This is a genomic window from Kocuria rhizosphaerae, assembly GCF_044462265.1.
GTDB classification, from domain to species: Bacteria; Actinomycetota; Actinomycetes; order Actinomycetales; family Micrococcaceae; genus Kocuria; species Kocuria rhizosphaerae.
This window is the reverse complement of the sequence record NZ_JBISWL010000019.1, coordinates 1-17,726: the sequence shown is the minus strand read 5'-3', so window position 1 is coordinate 17,726 and position 17,726 is coordinate 1. Positions and strand designations below refer to the sequence as shown.

At 71.7% G+C, this 17,726-nt stretch carries 12 protein-coding genes; 5 read left to right on the top strand and 7 right to left on the bottom strand.

Annotated features, from left to right (window positions below):
• Positions 1 to 151: 151 nt before the first annotated feature.
• The 4 genes from ACH9EU_RS02220 (at position 152) to ACH9EU_RS02205 (ending at position 5,556) form a co-directional block, all read left to right on the top strand.
• Complete coding sequence (locus tag ACH9EU_RS02220) at positions 152 to 1,633, top strand: 4-hydroxyphenylacetate 3-hydroxylase N-terminal domain-containing protein (protein WP_396412303.1); 1,482 nt, start codon at positions 152 to 154, stop codon at positions 1,631 to 1,633.
• A 34-nt stretch (positions 1,634 to 1,667) separates the two neighbouring features.
• A complete protein-coding gene (locus ACH9EU_RS02215) occupies positions 1,668 to 2,552 on the top strand; it encodes a VOC family protein (protein ID WP_396412302.1) in 885 nt (294 codons plus the stop codon).
• Between the two features lie 138 nt (positions 2,553 to 2,690).
• Positions 2,691 to 4,133, top strand: coding sequence for an MFS transporter (locus ACH9EU_RS02210; protein WP_396412301.1), 1,443 nt, complete (start codon positions 2,691 to 2,693; stop codon positions 4,131 to 4,133).
• 1 nt (position 4,134) lies between these two features.
• The gene (locus tag ACH9EU_RS02205; protein WP_396412300.1) at positions 4,135 to 5,556 is read left to right on the top strand and encodes an MmgE/PrpD family protein; all 1,422 of its coding nucleotides are present in this window, start codon (positions 4,135 to 4,137) and stop codon (positions 5,554 to 5,556) included.
• Positions 5,557 to 5,620: 64 nt separating this feature from the next.
• Here ACH9EU_RS02205 and ACH9EU_RS02200 read toward each other — a convergent pair whose 3' ends face one another.
• The 7 genes from ACH9EU_RS02200 to ACH9EU_RS02170 form a co-directional block, all read right to left on the bottom strand.
• The gene (locus ACH9EU_RS02200) at positions 5,621 to 7,036 is read right to left on the bottom strand and encodes a carboxylesterase family protein (RefSeq protein ID WP_396412299.1); all 1,416 of its coding nucleotides are present in this window, start codon (positions 7,034 to 7,036) and stop codon (positions 5,621 to 5,623) included.
• Positions 7,033 to 9,036: an FAD-dependent oxidoreductase gene (locus ACH9EU_RS02195; RefSeq protein ID WP_396412298.1), complete on the bottom strand. Its 2,004-nt coding sequence runs from the start codon at positions 9,034 to 9,036 to the stop codon at positions 7,033 to 7,035. The genes ACH9EU_RS02200 and ACH9EU_RS02195 overlap by 4 nt, the downstream gene beginning before the upstream one ends.
• A gap of 40 nt (positions 9,037 to 9,076) precedes the next feature.
• Entirely contained in the window at positions 9,077 to 10,708 is a 1,632-nt protein-coding gene (locus tag ACH9EU_RS02190) for a bifunctional 3-(3-hydroxy-phenyl)propionate/3-hydroxycinnamic acid hydroxylase (RefSeq protein WP_396412297.1), read from the bottom strand.
• A 206-nt stretch (positions 10,709 to 10,914) separates the two neighbouring features.
• A complete protein-coding gene (locus tag ACH9EU_RS02185; RefSeq protein WP_396412296.1) occupies positions 10,915 to 11,937 on the bottom strand; it encodes an MBL fold metallo-hydrolase in 1,023 nt (340 codons plus the stop codon).
• A gap of 153 nt (positions 11,938 to 12,090) precedes the next feature.
• Entirely contained in the window at positions 12,091 to 13,203 is a 1,113-nt protein-coding gene (locus ACH9EU_RS02180) for an extracellular solute-binding protein (RefSeq protein WP_396412295.1), read from the bottom strand.
• A 33-nt stretch (positions 13,204 to 13,236) separates the two neighbouring features.
• Complete coding sequence (locus ACH9EU_RS02175) at positions 13,237 to 14,349, bottom strand: ATP-binding cassette domain-containing protein (RefSeq protein WP_396412294.1); 1,113 nt, start codon at positions 14,347 to 14,349, stop codon at positions 13,237 to 13,239.
• Between the two features lie 8 nt (positions 14,350 to 14,357).
• Positions 14,358 to 16,163 (bottom strand): ABC transporter permease subunit, encoded by a 1,806-nt coding sequence (locus ACH9EU_RS02170; protein ID WP_396412293.1) that lies wholly within the window; start codon positions 16,161 to 16,163, stop codon positions 14,358 to 14,360.
• Positions 16,164 to 16,434: 271 nt separating this feature from the next.
• Here ACH9EU_RS02170 and ACH9EU_RS02165 point away from each other — a divergent pair, with 271 nt between their 5' ends.
• Entirely contained in the window at positions 16,435 to 17,682 is a 1,248-nt protein-coding gene (locus ACH9EU_RS02165) for a flavin reductase (protein WP_396412292.1), read from the top strand.
• Positions 17,683 to 17,726: the final 44 nt, after the last annotated feature.

The following is a 17,726-nucleotide window of genomic DNA, read 5'->3' as shown; positions in this document are numbered from 1 at the left end:
TCGATCCACAGCATTATGCATTCTGCACCATGTCCATCGCGGATTCGATCTTCGTGCGGTATTGCCTAGGTCACAGCAACATCGTAGACTCAGGGACAGAGAAAATATTCTAAGACTCACAATGCACGACACAGATGGTATGGGAGACAAGATGACTGCGAGGACCGGGGCCCAGTACAAGGCCGGCTTGGACGATGGTCGGGAGGTGTGGCTGGGGGACGAGCAGGTCGACATCACCACCCACCCGGCGCTGGCCCGCTCCGTCGAGGGGATGGCCGGCTACTTCGACTACCAGCACGTCCACGCCGACGAGACGCTGATGCCGGCTCCCCACGGCGGCCGGATGAACGTGTCGCACCTGCTGCCGCGCAGCGCCGAGGACATCCAGCGCCGCCACGTGGCCTTCGACCGCCTGGCCCGCTACTCCGTGGGCATGCTGGGGCGCACCCCGGACTACGTGAACGTGGTGCTCGCCGGGCACGTCTCGCGGCGGGACATCTTCGAGCAGTACGGCGACACGGTGTTCCACGACCGCCTCGCCGCCTACCAGCGTGAGGTCATCGACGGCGACCTGGCCCTGACCCACACCATCGTCCACGCGGCCATCGACAAGTCGGTCGGCGAGTTCGAGGGCGTCAACGAGGACCTGACACTGCGGGTGGTGGACCGGACCGCCGACGGCGTCGTCGTCCGCGGTGCGAAGATGCTCGCGACCCTGGGGCCGATCGCCGACGAGCTCTACGTCTACCCGGCCACGCCGATCCGACCGGGACACGAGGACTACGCCATCTCCTTCGCCGTCCCGGTGAACACGCCCGGCGTTGTCTCCGTGTGCCGTGACTCGTACGCCGTGGACATGGACGTCGCGGACCGCCCGTTCTCGGCCCGCTTCGACGAGCAGGACGCGGTGGTCATCTTCGAGGACGTCCTGGTGCCGTGGCGCCGCGTCTTCATCGACGGCAACCTCGACGTCTACAACCGGATCAACGGGGGCACGGCCACCGGCAACACCCAGCAGCAGACCGCCGTCCGGGCCTGCGTGAAGCTGGAGTTCGCCTACGACCTGTGCGTGCAGATGGCCAGGGCCACCGGCACCGACGCCAAGCCGGACACCGCCGCCATGCTCGGCGAGATCTACTCGTACCTGCGCATCGCCCGGGCCGTGGTCCACTCCGCCGAGGTGAAGTCCTCCGACTGGGGAGGGGGAGCCTGGTTCTGCCACGACGACATCTCCTCGGTGCGCACCGTGATGCCGATCTGGATGGCGCGGGTGAACGACATCATCAAGACCATGGGATCGCACAACCTGCTGGCCACGCCCACGGCGGCGGCCTTCGACCATCCGCGGCTGGGCCCGCTGGTCGAGAAGTACCTGCCCGGAGCCCAGGGCGTCTCGGCCCGGGAGCGTGCACGGATCTTCCGCACCGCCTGGGACTTCGCCGGCTCGGCCCTGGGCTCGCGCAACGAGCTCTACGAACGGTTCTACCTCGGTTCGGTCGGCCGGGCCCGGGCCCTGGACCACCGCAAGGCGCAGGGCAAGGGCGAGACCGGTGCCTTCCGGGAGCTGTTCGAGGAAGCGGGAATCCCCGCGACCGACGACATGGTGCCGCAGTCCGTCGTCGCCACCCACTGAGCCCACCGGCCACGAGAGGAACGAGGAAGCAGACATGTCCTGGGGACTGATCAGCGAGATGGGGCACGTGGGGATCCAGACGACGGATCTCGACGCCTCCGTCCGGGACGCGACCCGACTGCTCGGGTTGAGGGTCACCGAAGAGGCCGGTGACGCCGTGTACCTGGCCGCCGGCGAGGTGCACCACGAGCTCATCTACCGCGAGTCCGACGTCAACGGCGTGGACTCCCTCGGGCTCATCGCCCGCAACGGCGACGCGCTGAGGACCATCCGGCGTCGCGTCGAGGACGAGAACCTCGAGATCCTGTCCGACCGGCCCCGGACGGCCGGGGTGGAGGACGGCTTCAGCTTCGTCGGGCCGGAGGACTACGTCTTCGAGATCGTCGTCGGGCGGCAGGCCGACGTGGCCGCGCAGCAGAGCTTCGGCCCGGACCGGTACGGCCACATCAACTTCCACCCGCGGAACACGCGCTCGATGATGGAGTTCCTCCACCGCGTCCTGGACTTCCGGCTCTCGGACGTGATCGGCGACGACTACGCCTACTTCATGCGGTGCAATCCGGACCACCACGGGATCGCGCTGCTCCCCGGCAAGGGCACCTTCCACCACCACGCGTGGCAGACCCAGTCCGTGGCGGACCTGGCCAAGCTGGGGGACCGGCTCAACAAGGTCGGGCGGGACCTCATCTGGGGGCCCGTCCGTCATGGCGCAGGTCACAACATCGCGGCCTATTATGTAGAGCAGTCCGGTGCGGTCGTGGAGCTGTACACCGACCTGGAGCAGATCTACGACGACGACCGCGAGCCGGTCGTGTGGGGCGCCGAAGACAACTGGTGGAACATGTGGAGCGGCTACCGCCCCCTCGACTTCCGCGACTTCGGCATCCGACCTGTGGTGCGCCGGCTCACGTCGGCCTGACCCGTCCTCACCCACGGTGCTCCCGACGGTGTGGAGCACCCCTATCCCGGCCGGCCGTCATCGCCCCCGCCGGGCCGTCCGGCCCGGCGGCTGCGGCGTGCGACCCCGGTGCATCGTGGCACCCGGAAGTTGGAGACCATGGATCAGCAGAACCCGACCCCCGCGGTCGACGGACACCCGTCGACCCCGAACGACACCCTGAACACCAAGGACCTGCGTCGTGTCCTCGGGTCCAGCATGCTGGGCTCGATCATCGAGTACTACGACTTCATCCTGTACGCGACGGCGGCCTCCATCGTCTTCGACAAGGTGTTCTTCTCCGACCTCGACCCGGCGCCGGCCCTGTTCGCCTCCTTCGGCACCCTGGCCGCCGGATACGTGGCCCGGCCGCTGGGCGGCGTGGTCTTCGGTCACTTCGGTGACCGGGTGGGTCGCAAGAAGATGCTCGTGGTGTCGATGATGATGATGGGCGTGGCCACGATCGCCATCGGCCTGCTGCCCACGCCGGACGTGCTGGGCTGGCTCTCGCCCGTCGCGCTGGTGCTCCTGCGCATGGTGCAGGGGATCTCCGTGGGCGGGGAGTGGGGCGGGGCCACCCTGATGGCACTGGAGCACGCTCCGGCCTCCCGGCGCGGGTTCGCCGCGGCCTTCGCCAACGCGGGCGGTCCGGCCGGCGGCCTGCTGGCCACGCTGGTCGTCTCGGCCACCTCGGCGGTGACCGGCGACGCCTTCCTGGACTGGGGCTGGCGCGTGCCGTTCCTGCTCAGCGCCGTGCTGATCGTCATCGGCATGGTGATCCGGCTCAAGGTGGCCGAGTCCCCCGTCTTCCAGCAGCTGGCCGCCGAGGCGGAGCAGGTCGAGGAGGTCCGCAAGACCCCGCTGGGCGAGATCATCTCCCGGCACTCCAGGACCGTGGCCCTGACCCTGATCGCCAGCCTGGGCTTCTACGCCTGCCAGGGCATCCTCACCTCCTGGGGCGTGGCCCAGGCCGTCAACGGCGGCATCGACCGGGAATGGGTGCTCAACTGGAAGGGCGCCGCCGCGGTGGTCACCGTGGCCGTCTCCTTCGCGGCCGCCCGGATGAGCGACCGCATCGGCCGGCGCACCGTGCTGACCGTCGGCGCGGTCTCGGGGGTCGTCCTGGCCTGGCCGATCCTGGTGATGCTCACCAGCGGCGACCCGTGGCTGTTCGTCGTGGCGATCCTCGTGGGCAACGGCCTGGTCCAGGGGATCCTGGCCGGACCGATCGGCGCGTTCATCTCCGAGCTGTTCCCGCCCCGCGTCCGCTACACCGGCGCCTCCATGTCCTACCAGGTCGCCTCCACCCTGGGCGCCGGCTTCACCCCGATGATCGTGACCGGTCTGATGATCGCCGGCGGGCTGCCGCTGGTGGGCGTCTTCTGGATCGCGGTCCTGGTGGCCGGCCTGATCTGCATCCGGGTCGTCCCCGAGGGGGCCGAGGGGATGCAGAGCACGCACCTGGAGCGGGCCCGGTACAGGACCATCAAGCGCATCGCCACCCGCAACACCCCCCGTCAGACCGTCGGCGCCGGCCGGGGATCCGACCGGGACGGTGCCTGAGGTGCGCGGGAACGGGGTCGGCTCCGTCACGGCGGAGCAGACCCTCACGGACCGGCTGATCCGCCACGCCCACCGGGTCCGGTTCGAGGACCTCGGCGAGACGGTGCTGGAACGGGCCCGTCACCGCATGGTCGACGCCCTGGGGAACACCGTCGCCGGCCACCGGGCCCAGGGGATGCCGGAGCTGGTGGAGACCGTCGCCGGGTGGGGCGGCCGCGAGGACGCCACCGTCCTGGGCGACGGGCGCCGCATCCCCGCCCACCACGCCGCGATGCTCAACGCGGCCCTGATGCGCTCCTTCGACTTCGAACCCGTCGGGGCGGAGGGGCCGGGCCGGCGGCAGGTGGCCGCGCACATCACCGGCACCACCGTTCCCGTGGCCCTCGCCGTGGCCGAACGGGAGGGGACGACGGGCCGGGAGGTCCTCACCGCGCTGCTGGCGGGCGAGGACGTCGCGGCCCGGCTCGCGTTCGGCTCGGGCTTCGACGTCTACTCCGGTCAGGACAACACCGGGACCGTCAACGGCGTGGGGGCGACCGTCGTCGCGTGCCTGCTGATGGGGCTGGACGAGGTCCGCACCCGTCACGCCGTCGGGATCGTGCTGAACCAGCTGGCCGGCACGGTGGCGAGCATCTTCGACCAGGCCAGTGCCTTCAAGCTGCCCATGGCCTTCGCCGCCCGCAACGCGATCACCGCCGCAGAGCTGGCCGCGGCCGGCGTGACGGGCCCGGCGGACCCGCTGTCCGGGAGGTTCGGCTTCCTCGAGACCTACTGCGCGGACCCGGACCCGGCCGTGATGGTCGAACGGCTGGGCGAGGAGTTCTACGCCGACGCCGTGATCAAGCCGTGGTCGTGCTGCCGGGCGGCGCACCCGTCCCTGGACGCCTGCGTCCGCCTCGTGGAGGACCACGGCGTCGACCCCGAGCGGATCGACCGAGTGGTCGTGCACGTCACCCCGCGCACGGCGGCGGGCTTCGTGGGCCGGCGCTTCGCCCCGGGCGACTGCCCGGAGGTCTCGGCGGCCTTCAGCATCCACTACACCGCGGCCGCCGCGCTGACCTTCGGGACGGTGCGCCCCGAGCACCTGGGACCGCGGGCCATGGCCGACCCCAGGGTCCGGCGGCTCCTGGAGCGCATCGAGGTGCAGGGCACCCTGGACGACGCCGAGGTGCTCACGGCCGAGGTCGAGGTGCACCTGTCCGACGGCACCGTCCGTCGTCAGCGGGTCGACTCGCCGCGGGGCGACGTCCACCACGCACCCCTGTCCGAGGCGCAGATCCTGGAGAAGTACCGCCTCAATGCCGCGTTCTCCCAGCGGGTCGACGCCGATCGCGCCGATCAGGCCCTGGGGCTGGCGATGCGGCTGCCGCAGCTGGAGCACGTGCGCGACCTGGTGGGACTGTTCACCCCGGTGACCCGGTGACCCGGTCACCGTGGTGACCCGGCGATCCGGGTGACCACGGTGACCCGTGACCCGGTGACCGCGGTCAGCGCCGGGCCGCCAGGTGCAGCTCGCTGGGCACCTCGAGCGCGGCGCTCGGGCCGCTGAACTCCAGACGCCGGGGGGACAGCGGGTCGAACGCGGCCAGCTCGGCCCCGGCCGCGCGCGGACGGCCGTCCCGGGCGAACCCGAGGAACCACTCCTGCAGCGCCGCCGCGGTGGCCTCGAAGGTCTCCGGGGCGACGCCGTCGAGCATCGGGGCGTCCGCCCACGCCCGGCGATCCCCGAAGAGGAAGGGCAGCGGCATGCAGTGCGGGCTGCCGGCGCCCGGCAGGGGGCTCTGCACGGAGAACCCGGCCAGGTGCACGTCGATCCCGGCCCGGGCGGCCGCCCGGGCCAGCTCCAGGTGGGCCAGGCGGAACTGGTGGAGGGTCATCAGCTCCACCATGCGCTCCTTGCCGGTGCCGTCAGGCCGCTTGTGGTCGATCCACGCGGCCGTGGCGGCCGGGTCCTCGAACCTCGACTCCAGGAAGGCGTCCACGGCCTGCGGCGGGAACGCCGAGTCCGGTGCCGCCCGCAGGAAGGCCGCGGCCTCCTCGGAGGTGGACAGCAGCAGCAGGGACTCCACGTGCAGGCGGGGCGCCGAGCGGTCGTAGTCGTGCAGGTCCTCGGTGACGGGGCCTCCGGCCGCCGGCATGAGGGCCATGCCGCGGCCGGCGTACGCGCGCGCCAGTCCCGTCTGCGCGCCCAGGACGGCCTCGACCGGTGCGCCGGTGAGGCCTCCGGCCTCGGCGAGAGCGCCGCCGAGCAGGTCGCGGCGCTCGCGGAGGGCGGCCGCGGTCAGCGGTGGCTCCCAGGGCAGGCTGATGAGCGCCAGCCGGCGGAAGAGGCCGGCGGCCGCCGGGTCCGTGGCCAGGGCGAAGCCGTACCAGGCACCGGCGGAGTCCCCGGCCAGGGTGATGTTCCCCGGGTCCCCGCCGTAGGCGGCGATCCGGTCGTGGACCCAGCGCAGGGCCTGCAGCAGGTCCCGCAGCGGCCGCTGCGAGGCCGCGACCCCGCCCTGCGGTCCCAGGTGCCCCAGGGCGCCGATCCGGTAGTTCACGGTGACCAGCACGACCGGGCCGCCCTGCACCAGGGCGGGGGAGGTGAACCAGCGGGCGTGGGCCGTGCCGGAGAGGAAGCCCCCGCCGGGGACGAACACGACCACCGGCAGGTCCTGGGCGCCGGCGGGCGCCTGGACGCGGAGCTGGAAGGCCGTCTCGCTCTGCGGCACCTCGCCGTTGGCGCCGCCGAGCAGCGCGTTCAGCGACCCCGGCACCTGTGGGAAGGCCCGTGGGGACTCCGGGGGCAGTCCGTCCGCGGGACCGACCGCGACCGCTTCGGCGAAACGGTCGCCGGGCTCGGCCGGCCGGGCGTACCGGACGACGCGGTCGACGCCCGGCCCGGCCCCCGGGCCGGTCACGGCAGGAACTCGTAGTCGTCCGGCTCGATGCCCTGGGTGATCCGCCAGTACTCCGTGGTCGGGAAGGGCCACACCTGGGAGACGCGGTTGAAGCGGTTCTTGTACCAGGTCCTGACGTAGGGCTGGCCCCAGGTCATCCGGGAGTTCTCGGCGTCCACCCACTCGACGTGCCGGTCGAGGGCCTCCTGCTTCAGGTCCAGGGCCCGGACCTTGCGCTCCAGCAGCTGGTGGACGGCCTCCACCGCGTACTCGGCGGCCCGCTCGATCATGAAGTGCAGGCCGCCGGCGACCACGCCGCCGGTGTTGGGCCCGAGGAGCATGAACAGGTTCGGGAAGTTCGGCACGGTGATGCCGGCGAAGCCCTTGGCGTCCCCGCCCCAGTAGTCGTGGATCTCCAGGCCGTCGCGGCCGACGACCGTGATCGGGTCGAGGTAGTCGGAGGGACGGAACCCGGTGGCGTAGATCACCACGTCGACGTCCAGCTCCCGCCCGTCACCGGTGACCAGCCCGTCCGGGGTGAAGGACTCCAGTCCTTCGGAGATGACCTCGGTCCGGGGGGACTTCAGGGCCGCGGCCCAGACGCCGTTGTCCCGCAGCATGCGCTTGGCCGACGGCGGGTAGTGGGGGACGGCCTTCTCCAGCAGGTCCGGGCGGCCCTCGTACTGCTCCTCCATGCGCCGGACGATCTCCTGGCGGAACTCCTCGTTGGCGCGCGAGACGCTCAGCGGAGCGCCCTCCCATCCCTCCTCGGCGGTGGCGATGTGGAGCCGGCCCTCGATGCCGCCGGCGGTCACCCACAGGCGGAACAGCTGCCCGTAGCAGGGCACCTTGGCGTGGAGCCAGTCCGCGGCCTCGGACATCGGGGCGTGGTAGGTGGGGGCCGGCAGCATCCACGGAGCGCTGCGCTGGAACAGGTACAGCCGGTCCACGTCGCCGGCGATGGCCGGCACGATCTGGTACGCGCTGGCTCCCGTGCCGATCACCGCGACCCGCTTGCCCTTGAGGTCCACGCCGTGGTCCCACTCCTGGGAGTGCATCTGGGCCCCTCGGAAGGTGTCCTGGCCCGGCCACTGCGGGACGTGCGGGTGGTCCAGCTGGCCCACCCCGGTGATGACGGCGTTGTAGCGGCGGGTCTGCTCCGCGCCGTTCCGGGTGCGGGTGGTGGCCAGCCAGGTCGCCGACCCCTCGTCCCAGACCGCGCTCACGAGCGAGGTCTGCAGCTCGATCCGATCGGTGAACCCGGCCTTCTCCGCCACGGTCTCCAGGTAGTCGAGGACCTCGTGCCCCTGGGCGAACTGGTGCGGCCAGTCGACCCGCTGGGCGAAGGAGAAGCTGTAGCCGTAGGTGGGGGTGTCCAGGCGCACGCCGGGGTAGTGGTTCTTCCACCAGGTCCCGCCCACACGGTGGGAGGCCTCGATCCAGGTGAAGGGCAGGCCGGCCTCCTGCAGGCGGTAGGCGGCCGCGATGCCGGCGATGCCGGCGCCCACGATCAGGGTCTCGAAGGGCTCCGCCCCCGGATCCGCCCGGTAGTCCTCGTACCGCCAGTCCGGTGAGCCGTTGCGGTCCGGGGCCAGGGCGAACTCGTGCTTCATCTGGCCCATCCAGTTGGGGTCCCGCTCCGTGCGGCCGCCGGTGAACCAGTTCAGCACGGTGTCGGTCTGCGCGGGGCTGAGCGGCTCGAGCGAGCCGGGGCCCTCGTCCCGCAGCCGCCGCAGCCCCTCGAGTGCCAGCTCCTGCGCCCGGACCACCTGATCGGCGGTCAGGCCTCCGTGCGGCTTCAGCGCGGTCCCCATGGGCGGCAAGGGGGGCGAGAGCTCCGGGGGCAGCAGGGCGGTGTCCCGCAGGGCGGTCGCCAGGGCGGCCAGCAGGACCGGCGCCTCGGCGCCGGCGATCATCCGGCGCAGCGTGTCGTCGTCCTCGGTGATCTGCGGGTGGTCGTCGTTCCAGTACAGGTCGCCGTGTGTCGGTCGGGCGGCCAGCGGGGTGCTGAGAGCGGTCATCGGTCCTCCTGGGGAGTGCTTCGGGGCCTGGCGGGTGCGGTCAGGCGGTCGGTTGGCGGGCGGCGCGGACGCGGTCGTCGACGTGGGTGCGCAGCCCCGCCACGACCTGCGCCTGCTCGGCGGGGGTGAAGACGGCGGCCACGTACCGGTCCGGGCGCACCACCACGAGGACCGGCTCCCCGGGAAGGCCGGCGGTCAGGATCTCGCGGTCCTCCCGGACGCGGACGACGTCGGCCCTGTCCCCGCGCCGTGCGGTGGCGTCGGTGTCCGGCCCGTCCAGGCGGACCAGGGCGGCCCCGATCCGGGCGAAGTACGGGTCCAGGCCGTCGGGGTCGGCGCCGAGGCCGAGCACGGACCAGCCCCGGCCGAGGTGGGTGTCGAGGCCGGCGGTCCGGCCGGAGGGGTCCGTGACCGTGGGCTGGCTCAGGGCCCGCCCCGCCGTGATCCCGGGGAGCCCCTCGGCGGCCCCGCCGGCCCGGACGGTGACTCCGCCGGAGTAGTCCGGCGGGGTCACGAAGCGCATGCCGGCCAGGTAGGCGTGCACCGGGGGAGCCTTGCGCAGCAGCCGGAGGGCGGCGTCGCGCAGCCGGGTGCCGAGCGGGTGCGTGGCCATGACCACGGCGCCGATCCGGCGCGAGAGCTTCATCATCTGCGCGCCGTGGACCCGGCGCTCGATCTCGTAGGTGTCCAGGAGCCGGTCCGTGGCCCCGCCCCGGACGGCGTCGACGAGCTTCCAGGCGATGTTGGAGGCGTCGCGGACGCCCGCGTTGAGGCCCTGCCCGGCGAAGGGCGGCATCAGGTGCGCGGCGTCCCCGGCCAGGAAGACCCGGCCGGAGCGGTACGACCGGGCGACCCGCTGGTGGGCCACGTACACGGCCGCGCGCCGGATGTCGGCGGGGTCCAGCTGCGGGCGGAAGGGCCGCAGCAGCTCCCGGATCTGCGCCGGCGTGGTCATCTCGTCGGCGTCCTCGTGGTCGAAGAGCATGAACTCCAGCCGCAGGCGTCCCTTGACGCCGGGGACCAGCACGTACGGGCGCCGGCCGTCGCAGTGGAACTCGGCGTACGGTTCCCGCTCGGCGGGCTCGTTGAGCAGGTCGATCACGATCCACCGCTGGGGCTGGGTCGAGCCGACGAGGTCGACCCCTACGGCGGTGCGGGTGAAGCTGCGCCCGCCGTCGGCACCGATCAGCCAGCCGGCGGTCAGGACGCGCCGTCCGTCCGGGGTGTTCACCCCGAGGGTGACCCCCCCGGCGTCCTGGGTGAGCTCCGTGGCCTCGGTGCCGAGCAGGAGTTCCAGGCCCGGGTGGGCCACCGCCCGGTCGAAGAGCAGCTGCTCGAGGATCGGCTGGTCGAACTGGGTCTTGGCCGGGTGGCCGAGCCGGGACGGAGCCGGCCGCGCCTCGGCCAGCAGGCACTCGTCCAGGCCGAAGTAGCGGCTCCCGGTGTCCAGCAGGGACTCCGCCTTGAGGTCGTCGGCGATCCCGATCCGCTCGAACACCCGGAAGGACTCGTCCTGCAGGCTGATGGCCCTCGGAAGATCACCGGGGGCCGTGGACCTCTCCACGACCGTGGTGCGCACCCCCGCATCGGCCAGCAGCAGGGCGGCGGTCAGACCGACCGGACCGGCCCCCACCACGATGACCGCGCGCTCCGCGTCGAATCGGTTCTCCACTCTGCCTCCTTGCCGTCGACGGCCTCGCACTGCGGGGCCGGGGTGCTTCCTGCGGTGGCGTCCCGGGCCGCGTGCTGCGGCGGGGTAATGCACATCACATCCGATATAACAGTAAAGCAGGCATCATACAAAGGTCAAGAAAGAATACATTCTGTACGTCGAGTATGAATGTCTTCGCTGCGATCCCGCAGGGGAGGCATCGGGGCTCAGCCTCCGATCGGAATGGACTCTCCGTCCACGGGCACCAGCAGCTCCCCGGAGAACGTGGTGGCGGCCCGCTGCCAGGTCTCGGCCGGCGCATGGGCGGGCACCAGGTGGTGCAGCGCCAGGGTGCGGACCTGTGCCGCGCCGGCGATGCGCCCGGCGTCCTCCGGCGTCGTGTGCGCTCGCCGGTGGTGCCCCATGCTGGCGGCCAGGTCCTTCTCCGTGGGGGCCCGGTAGCTGCCGGCCACCGCGTCCAGATCGATGGCCTCGTGGAGGAGCAGGTCGCAGCCCGCCGCGAGCCGGACCAGGTTCTCGCTGGGGGCGGTGTCCCCGGAGACCGTGACGGAGCCGTGGGCCGAGTCGAACCGGAAGGCGAAGGCCGGTGCCACCGGCCGGTGCTGGACCAGGGTCGCGGTGACCGTGACACGTCCGTCCCGGAAGACCTCCAGCGGGTCCATGGCGGGATGGTTCGCCCCGTCGGGGTGGAAGCCCACGTGGGGCGGGACGGTGATGTCCGCGCCGCGGAAGACGCGGGACAGGTCCGGAGCGCGGGAGTCCCGTCGACGGTCGTTCAGGTCGGTGGCGTGGGCGCGCAGCAGCAGCTCGACCAGGTCCGCGGTCCCCGGCGTCGGCGCGTCGGGGAAGATCGGCTCGGGGTCCTCCTCCGCGGGGTCGGATGCCGGCGGCAGCACGCCGCGCCGGCCCGGTCCCAGCACCGGGACGGTCCGGTCCGGACGGCCGCGGAGGGCGAGGCCGCCCAGCACCATGACGGTGTTGAGGTCGATCGTGTGGTCCGAGTGGTGGTGGGTGATGAAGATGCCCGCCAGGTCCGTGAAGCGCAGCCCGGCCTCGGCCATGCCCAGCCCCACGCCGTGCCCGCAGTCCACGAGGTAGACTGCGGAGTCGACGACGACGGCCGTGGCGATGCCGCTGTGGTGGCGCGAACCCTGGCGCGGGCGCAGCAGCGGTCCTCCTGCGGTGCCGAGGGTGACGACGCGCATGCCCCGGTCCGGTTCCTGTCCCACGGTGCTCCTCCGTCCGATCGGTTCCGCTCGGTTTCGCTCGGCCCCGGACGCCGGCGACGGCCCGTGGTCCTCCGGGGCGCCCCGGGTGGTCCCACGTCATGGGTCAGCGGTGAGGGCCACCGGGTGCCGGAGGCCCTCACCGCCGGGTGGGTGTCAGCCGAAGATGCCCGCGATGACCGGCTGACTGGACCTCTGCCGGTCCGTGACGTCCGCCAGGTCCGGCCGCGGGAGCTGCGGCACGTCGGCCGGGTTCTCGAACTCGAGCTCCACGTCCTCGGCGTTGGTCACCGGCCCGTGGCCGGCCTGGGCCTTGATCTCGTTGGCCTCCGGCGAGTTCAGCCAGGTGGTGAGCAGCTGGGCCGCGTCAGCGTTCTCGGCGCCGTCGATGACCCCGGCGTACCAGTAGGTCGCCCAGTTGCCGCCCTCGACGGGGTAGGTGATCTCCACCGGGGCGCCGTCGCCGGACAGCGTCAGGTAGTTGCCCATGGCGCCCATGAGGCAGACGTAGGCGCGGCCCTGGACCACGGCGTTGTGGCACTCCGCGGTGTTGGACGCGATGACCACGTCCTGGTCGGCCAGCTGCTCCAGGTAGCCGGCTCCGAGGGAGTCGTCGTTGAGCACCAGGTCGGCCCACTGCATGCCGCCACCGTCGGTGGCGGGATCGGTCATGGTGATCCTGCCCTTCAGCGCCGGGTCGAGCAGGTCCTCCCAGCTCTCCGGCACGACGCCCGGGTCCTGGCGGGTGTCGTACACGAACCCGCGCGGCGAGGCGGAGACCGCGGTGAGGGTTCCCCCCTCGAGGGAGAACTGCGGGTCGCCGGTGAGATCCTCCGCGTTGAACGGGCGGAACTCGGTGAAGTAGTCCCGGTCGGCGAGGGCCACGGCGCCGGTGTCGCCGGTGATGACCGCGTCGGCGATGCGCTGCCCGGAGGCCTGCTCCTGCGACACCTTGGTGTCCAGCTCGGCACCGACGATCTGCAGGGGTTCGACGCGGATGTTCGGGAAGCGCTCCTGGAACCCCTCGAAGACGGCCGGCCAGGTGGCGGTCAGCGGGGTGTAGACGTTGACCGTGGTCTGACCGTCCTCGACCGCCGCCGCGTACATCTGCTCGAACTCCGCCATGGCCTCGGCGCCGCCCAGGCCGGCCTCGGCGTCGACCCCCTCCCGTTCCCCCAGACCCTCGGAGGCCGGGGCGGAGCCGCCGCAGCCGGTCAGCGCGAGAGCGGAGGCGAGTCCCAGTGTCGTGAACAGGGTGCGTGATTTCATGTGTGGACCTTTCGTGAGGATGGTGCGAAGGGATCAGCGGGGCAGGCAGGCCAGGGAGTCGGGCGGGATGGCGGCGGTGACCGCCTCGCCGCGGGACGGCGCACCGCCGGGCCAGATGTTGGCGACCTCGGCCGTGCGCAGGGACACGGAGAAGCGCTGGGGGCCCATCTCGAGGACGTAGATGTACTCGTCGCCGAGGTAGACGATGTCGACCACGGTGCCGGTGAACCGGTTGGGCATCGTCTCGGCGGGTTCGCCCATGATGACGGAGGCCGACCGCATCGCGACCTCGACCGGGTCCCCCTCCGCCAGCCCGGCTCGCGGCGGGCAGTCGAGGCGCAGGTGGGTGCCGTCCAGGCGGACGGCCACGCCGTGCGCGGCCGAGGTGACGACGGTCGCCCTCAGGAAGTTGTCGTAGCCGACGAAGTCGGCCACGAAGTGGGAGACGGGGTGCCAGTAGATCTCCCGTGGCGTGCCGACCTGTTCGATCCGGCCCTTGTTGAGCAGCACGATGCGCGTCGACAGTGAGACGGCCTCCTCCTGGTCGTGGGTGACGTAGACGGAGGTGGTCCCCACGCGGCGGTGCGTGTCCCGCAGCTCGGTGCGCATGTCCTGGCGGAGCCGGGCGTCCAGGTTGGACAGCGGCTCGTCGAACAGCAGCAGGCGGGGGTCGGCGACCAGGGCACGGGCCAGCGCCACGCGCTGCTGCTGACCGCCGGAGAGGTCCGTGGCCATGCGGCCGGCGTACTCGTCCAGTCCGACCAGCTCCAGGACCTCGCGCACCCTCCGTGCCCGGTCCGGCACGCTGACCTTGCGCATCCGGAGGGGGTAGCCGACGTTGGCGGCCACGGACATGTGGGGCCAGAGCGCGTAGCTCTGGAAGACCATCCCGATGTCCCGCTTCTCGGGTGGGACGTGCCGGTTCTCGGCCGGGGCGTCCACCACCTCGCTCCCGATGGAGACCCGCCCGCCCGTGGGGCGTTCCAGCCCGGCGATGCAGCGCAGGGTGGTCGTCTTGCCGCATCCGGACGGGCCCAGGAGCGTCAGGAACTCGCCCTCCTCGATCTCCAGGTCCAGTGACGGCACGGCGGGTGCCGCCTTGGGGGAGTAGCGCTTCTCCAGGGACTCGATGCTCACTCTTGCCATGGGTCTTCCTATCGGGTGGAGGCCGCGCCGACCGGGCGGGCGTCGTCGGTGGTCGGGGTGGGGACAGGGGCGGCGGCCGGCTCGGCCGGCACCGGTTCGGGCCGGACCGCGTCCACCAGGGCGCCGCGGGACCTCGTCCGGCGCTCGGCGCGCCGGCGCAGGAGGCGTCCGAGGCCCAGCAGGATCGCCCCGCCGAGGGCCAGCAGGACCAGCAGGACCAGCAGGAGGGCGGCGGCACGGGAGCCGTTGCCGAGCTGGGTGTAGTAGTTGTAGACCAGCAGCGAGACGGTCTCCGTGCGGGTGCTGGACAGCAGGATCGGGATGTCCAGGCTGCCGGCGGCCATCACGCCGGAGATGAACCAGGACGCCAGGAACGTGGGGCCGATCAGGGGGATGACGATCGTGGCCATCATGCGGGGGGCGGAGGCGCCGCTCACGCGGGCGGACTCCTCCAGCTCGACGCCGAGCTGGCCGACCGGGCCGCTGGTGGCGCGCTGGGCGATCGGCGTCACCACGATGATCAGGGCGATCAGCACGATCCAGACCGACCCGTAGAGGTTCCGCAGCCCGGGCACGCTCAGGTAGGCCCAGGTGATGGCCAGCGCCAGGACGATCCCGGGGACCGCGACGACGGCCCAGACGACGAGCTCGGGGACCTTGGCCAGCCGGTGCTTGCTCCGCAGCGCCACGTAGCTGATGAGCACCGCCAGCGCCGTGGCGAAGAACCCGCCGACGACGCCGACGAAGAAGGTGTTCTCCAGGGCGTTCAGCACGCTCGGCGATCCGAAGAGGTCGACGTAGTGCTTGACGGTGAACCCGGTGACGCCCAGGACCGGCTGGAGCGAGCCGATGACGAGCTGGGCCAGGGGGAGCAGCAGCGCCACGGCGGTGTACAGCAGGAACAGTGCCAGGCCGGCCCACTTCCAGGCGCCGATGTCCTCCCGCTCCAGGCGGTAGGCCTTGCCGGTCACGGTGATGAACTTCCGGTTGCCGAGGGCCCTGGACCGCACCAGCACGAGCAGGTAGATGATGGCGATCAGCAGCAGGGCCAGCGCGCTCGCGGAGTCGTACCGGATCGGTGTGGTGGCGAGGAAGTCGTAGATCTGCGTCGGGAAGACGTAGATCCCGGCCGGCACCCCCAGGATGAGGGCGACGTCGAGCTGACCCAGGGAGTTCACGAAGCCGAGGATCGCCAGGCCGGAGAGCGTGGGCAGCAGGATCGGGATGTTGATGTCCAGGAACAGTCTCAGCCGGTTGGCTCCGGACAGCAGGGCCGCTTCCTCCATCGAACGGTTGAGTGCCCGCACGGGGCCCAGGAGCAGCAGGTACATCACCGCGATGCCCTTCAGGCCGCTCACCAGGATCAGCCCGACCCAGGAGAACGCGTCGAGGCGGGGCCGGCCGTCCGCGTCCGTGCCGAGCACCTGGGTGATCAGGCCGGTCGGGCTCGTGAGCATGCCCCAGCTGATCGCGAAGAAGAGCGTGGGGATGGCGAAGATGGTGATCATCGTGACGGTGATGGCCCGGGCGCCCGGTGTGTTGGTCCGGGTGGACAACCAGGCGAAGACGAACCCGTCCACGAGGCCGATGGCCTGCACCCCGACGGCGTAGAGCACCGAGGCCCACAGCGTCTCCCAGGTGGCGGGGTCCCCGTAGGCGTTCGCGAACCCCGAGAGGCCGAGCTCGCCGCTGGTGCCCGGCTGGCCGCTGCGGAAGGCGCCGTAGACGAGCATCAGCAGCGGGTAGCCGAAGAACGCGCCGATGAACAGCAGGAACACCAGCAGCAGCGGACTGGCTGATCTGAGTCGGTTCACGATGGCTTCTCCATGATCTCTCCGAGGTACCGCGTGGTCTCACGGGTGCAGGTAGGGGACTGTGACCCATCCTGCGTGTGATTTATGACACTGTCAACGGATTGTGCATAATCTGTCTCAGAAAATCTTGTCTGGATTGCACTTGCAGTCACATGAGTGAACTACTTGCGACGTAGGGGTAGCGTGATCTGACTCACGAATATATTCTGACATCAACAGTGCAAACTGTCGGCCGAGTGGGCCGGTCATTCCACGCCACGAGGAGGACACCATGAGTGAAAGCACTCTCGAGACCCCGACCACCTTCGACCCCCGGGCATTCCGCGACGTCATGGGCCACTATCCGACGGGCGTGGTGGTCGTGACCGCCGCGGTCGACGGTGCGCCCGTGGGCATGGTCGTCGGCACCTTCAGCTCGGTCTCCCTGGAGCCGCCGCTGGTCTCCTTCATGCCGATGACGACCTCGTCCTCCTACGCGAAGCTGCGGGCGGCGGACCACGTGTGCATCAGCGTCTTCGCCCACGACCAGCTCCAGGCGTGCCGGACGCTCGCCTCGAAGGATCCGGAGAAGTTCGACAAGGTGGAGTGGACCCCGTCGTCCGTGGGGGCGCCGATGATCGCCGGCGCCGTCGCGCACATCCACGGCCGGATCGACCGCGAGGTCGAGGCCGGGGACCACTACATCACCCTGGTGGCGGTGGACGACGTCGCGGTGAACCGTCCGGTGACCCCGCTGCTCTTCTTCCAGGGCGGCTACGGGGGGTTCTCGACCACGGGGCTCTCCGCGCACGTGGACGAGTCGATGATCTCCGCGGTCAGGATCGCGGAGGCGGCCCGCCCGCAGCTCGACCGGCTCGCGCAGCGCTTCGGCTGCTCGGCCGCCGCGCTGGTGCAGATCAGCGCGCTGGACCAGACGATCGGCGCGACCTCCTACGGCGGGGACAGCGACGCCGACGAGCGCATCGGCGTGCGTGTCCCCCTCATCCCGCCGCTGGGCGAGGCCGCCGTGGCCTGGAGTCCCGACCAGGTGGACCGCTGGGTCTCCCGGATCCACCCGCAGGACGAGCAGGTGGCCGGCGCCTACCGCGAGGCCGCCGGGCGTGTGCGTGCCCAGGGCTACGCCATCTCCCGCGTGGACCACGATCCGGACGGCTACGCCCGGCTGGGGGAGGCCCTCAGCGAGTACGCCGGCGGCGAGCTGACCCCGGCCCGGGACCGGGCCGTGCGCACGACCATCGCCGGCGCGGGCCACTTCTTCGGCGGCTCCGTCAGCGCGTCCGACACGGGGGTCGACCTGGCGAGCGTGGTGGTGCCGGTGTTCGCACCGGACGCCGGTGGGCCCAGCAACTCGGGCCTGGTGCTGCGGCTCTGCCACCTGCCCAGCGGTGTGGACGGCGCCACGGTGGCCGAGTGGGTCCACGTCATGCAGGGTGCGGCCGCCGAGGTCACCGAGACGCTGCGGACCGGCGCCCGCAAGGACTACGCCCGCTACGCCGCCGCCGGCCTCCGGGGCGCCTGAGGGAGGGCCGCGGGGCGCCGCGCACCACGAAGGCCGGCCGGAGC

Excerpts from the sequence above, each read along its gene's own strand:
- ACH9EU_RS02180 (WP_396412295.1), bottom strand. The coding sequence starts at position 13,203 with ATGAAATCACGCACCCTGTTCACGACACTGGGACTCGCCTCCGCTCTC.
- ACH9EU_RS02220 (WP_396412303.1), top strand. The coding sequence starts at position 152 with ATGACTGCGAGGACCGGGGCCCAGTACAAGGCCGGCTTGGACGATGGT.
- ACH9EU_RS02175 (WP_396412294.1), bottom strand. The coding sequence starts at position 14,349 with ATGGCAAGAGTGAGCATCGAGTCCCTGGAGAAGCGCTACTCCCCCAAG.
- ACH9EU_RS02210 (WP_396412301.1), top strand. The coding sequence starts at position 2,691 with ATGGATCAGCAGAACCCGACCCCCGCGGTCGACGGACACCCGTCGACC.
- ACH9EU_RS02215 (WP_396412302.1), top strand. The coding sequence starts at position 1,668 with ATGTCCTGGGGACTGATCAGCGAGATGGGGCACGTGGGGATCCAGACG.
- ACH9EU_RS02195 (WP_396412298.1), bottom strand. The coding sequence starts at position 9,036 with ATGACCGCTCTCAGCACCCCGCTGGCCGCCCGACCGACACACGGCGAC.
- ACH9EU_RS02165 (WP_396412292.1), top strand. The coding sequence starts at position 16,435 with ATGAGTGAAAGCACTCTCGAGACCCCGACCACCTTCGACCCCCGGGCA.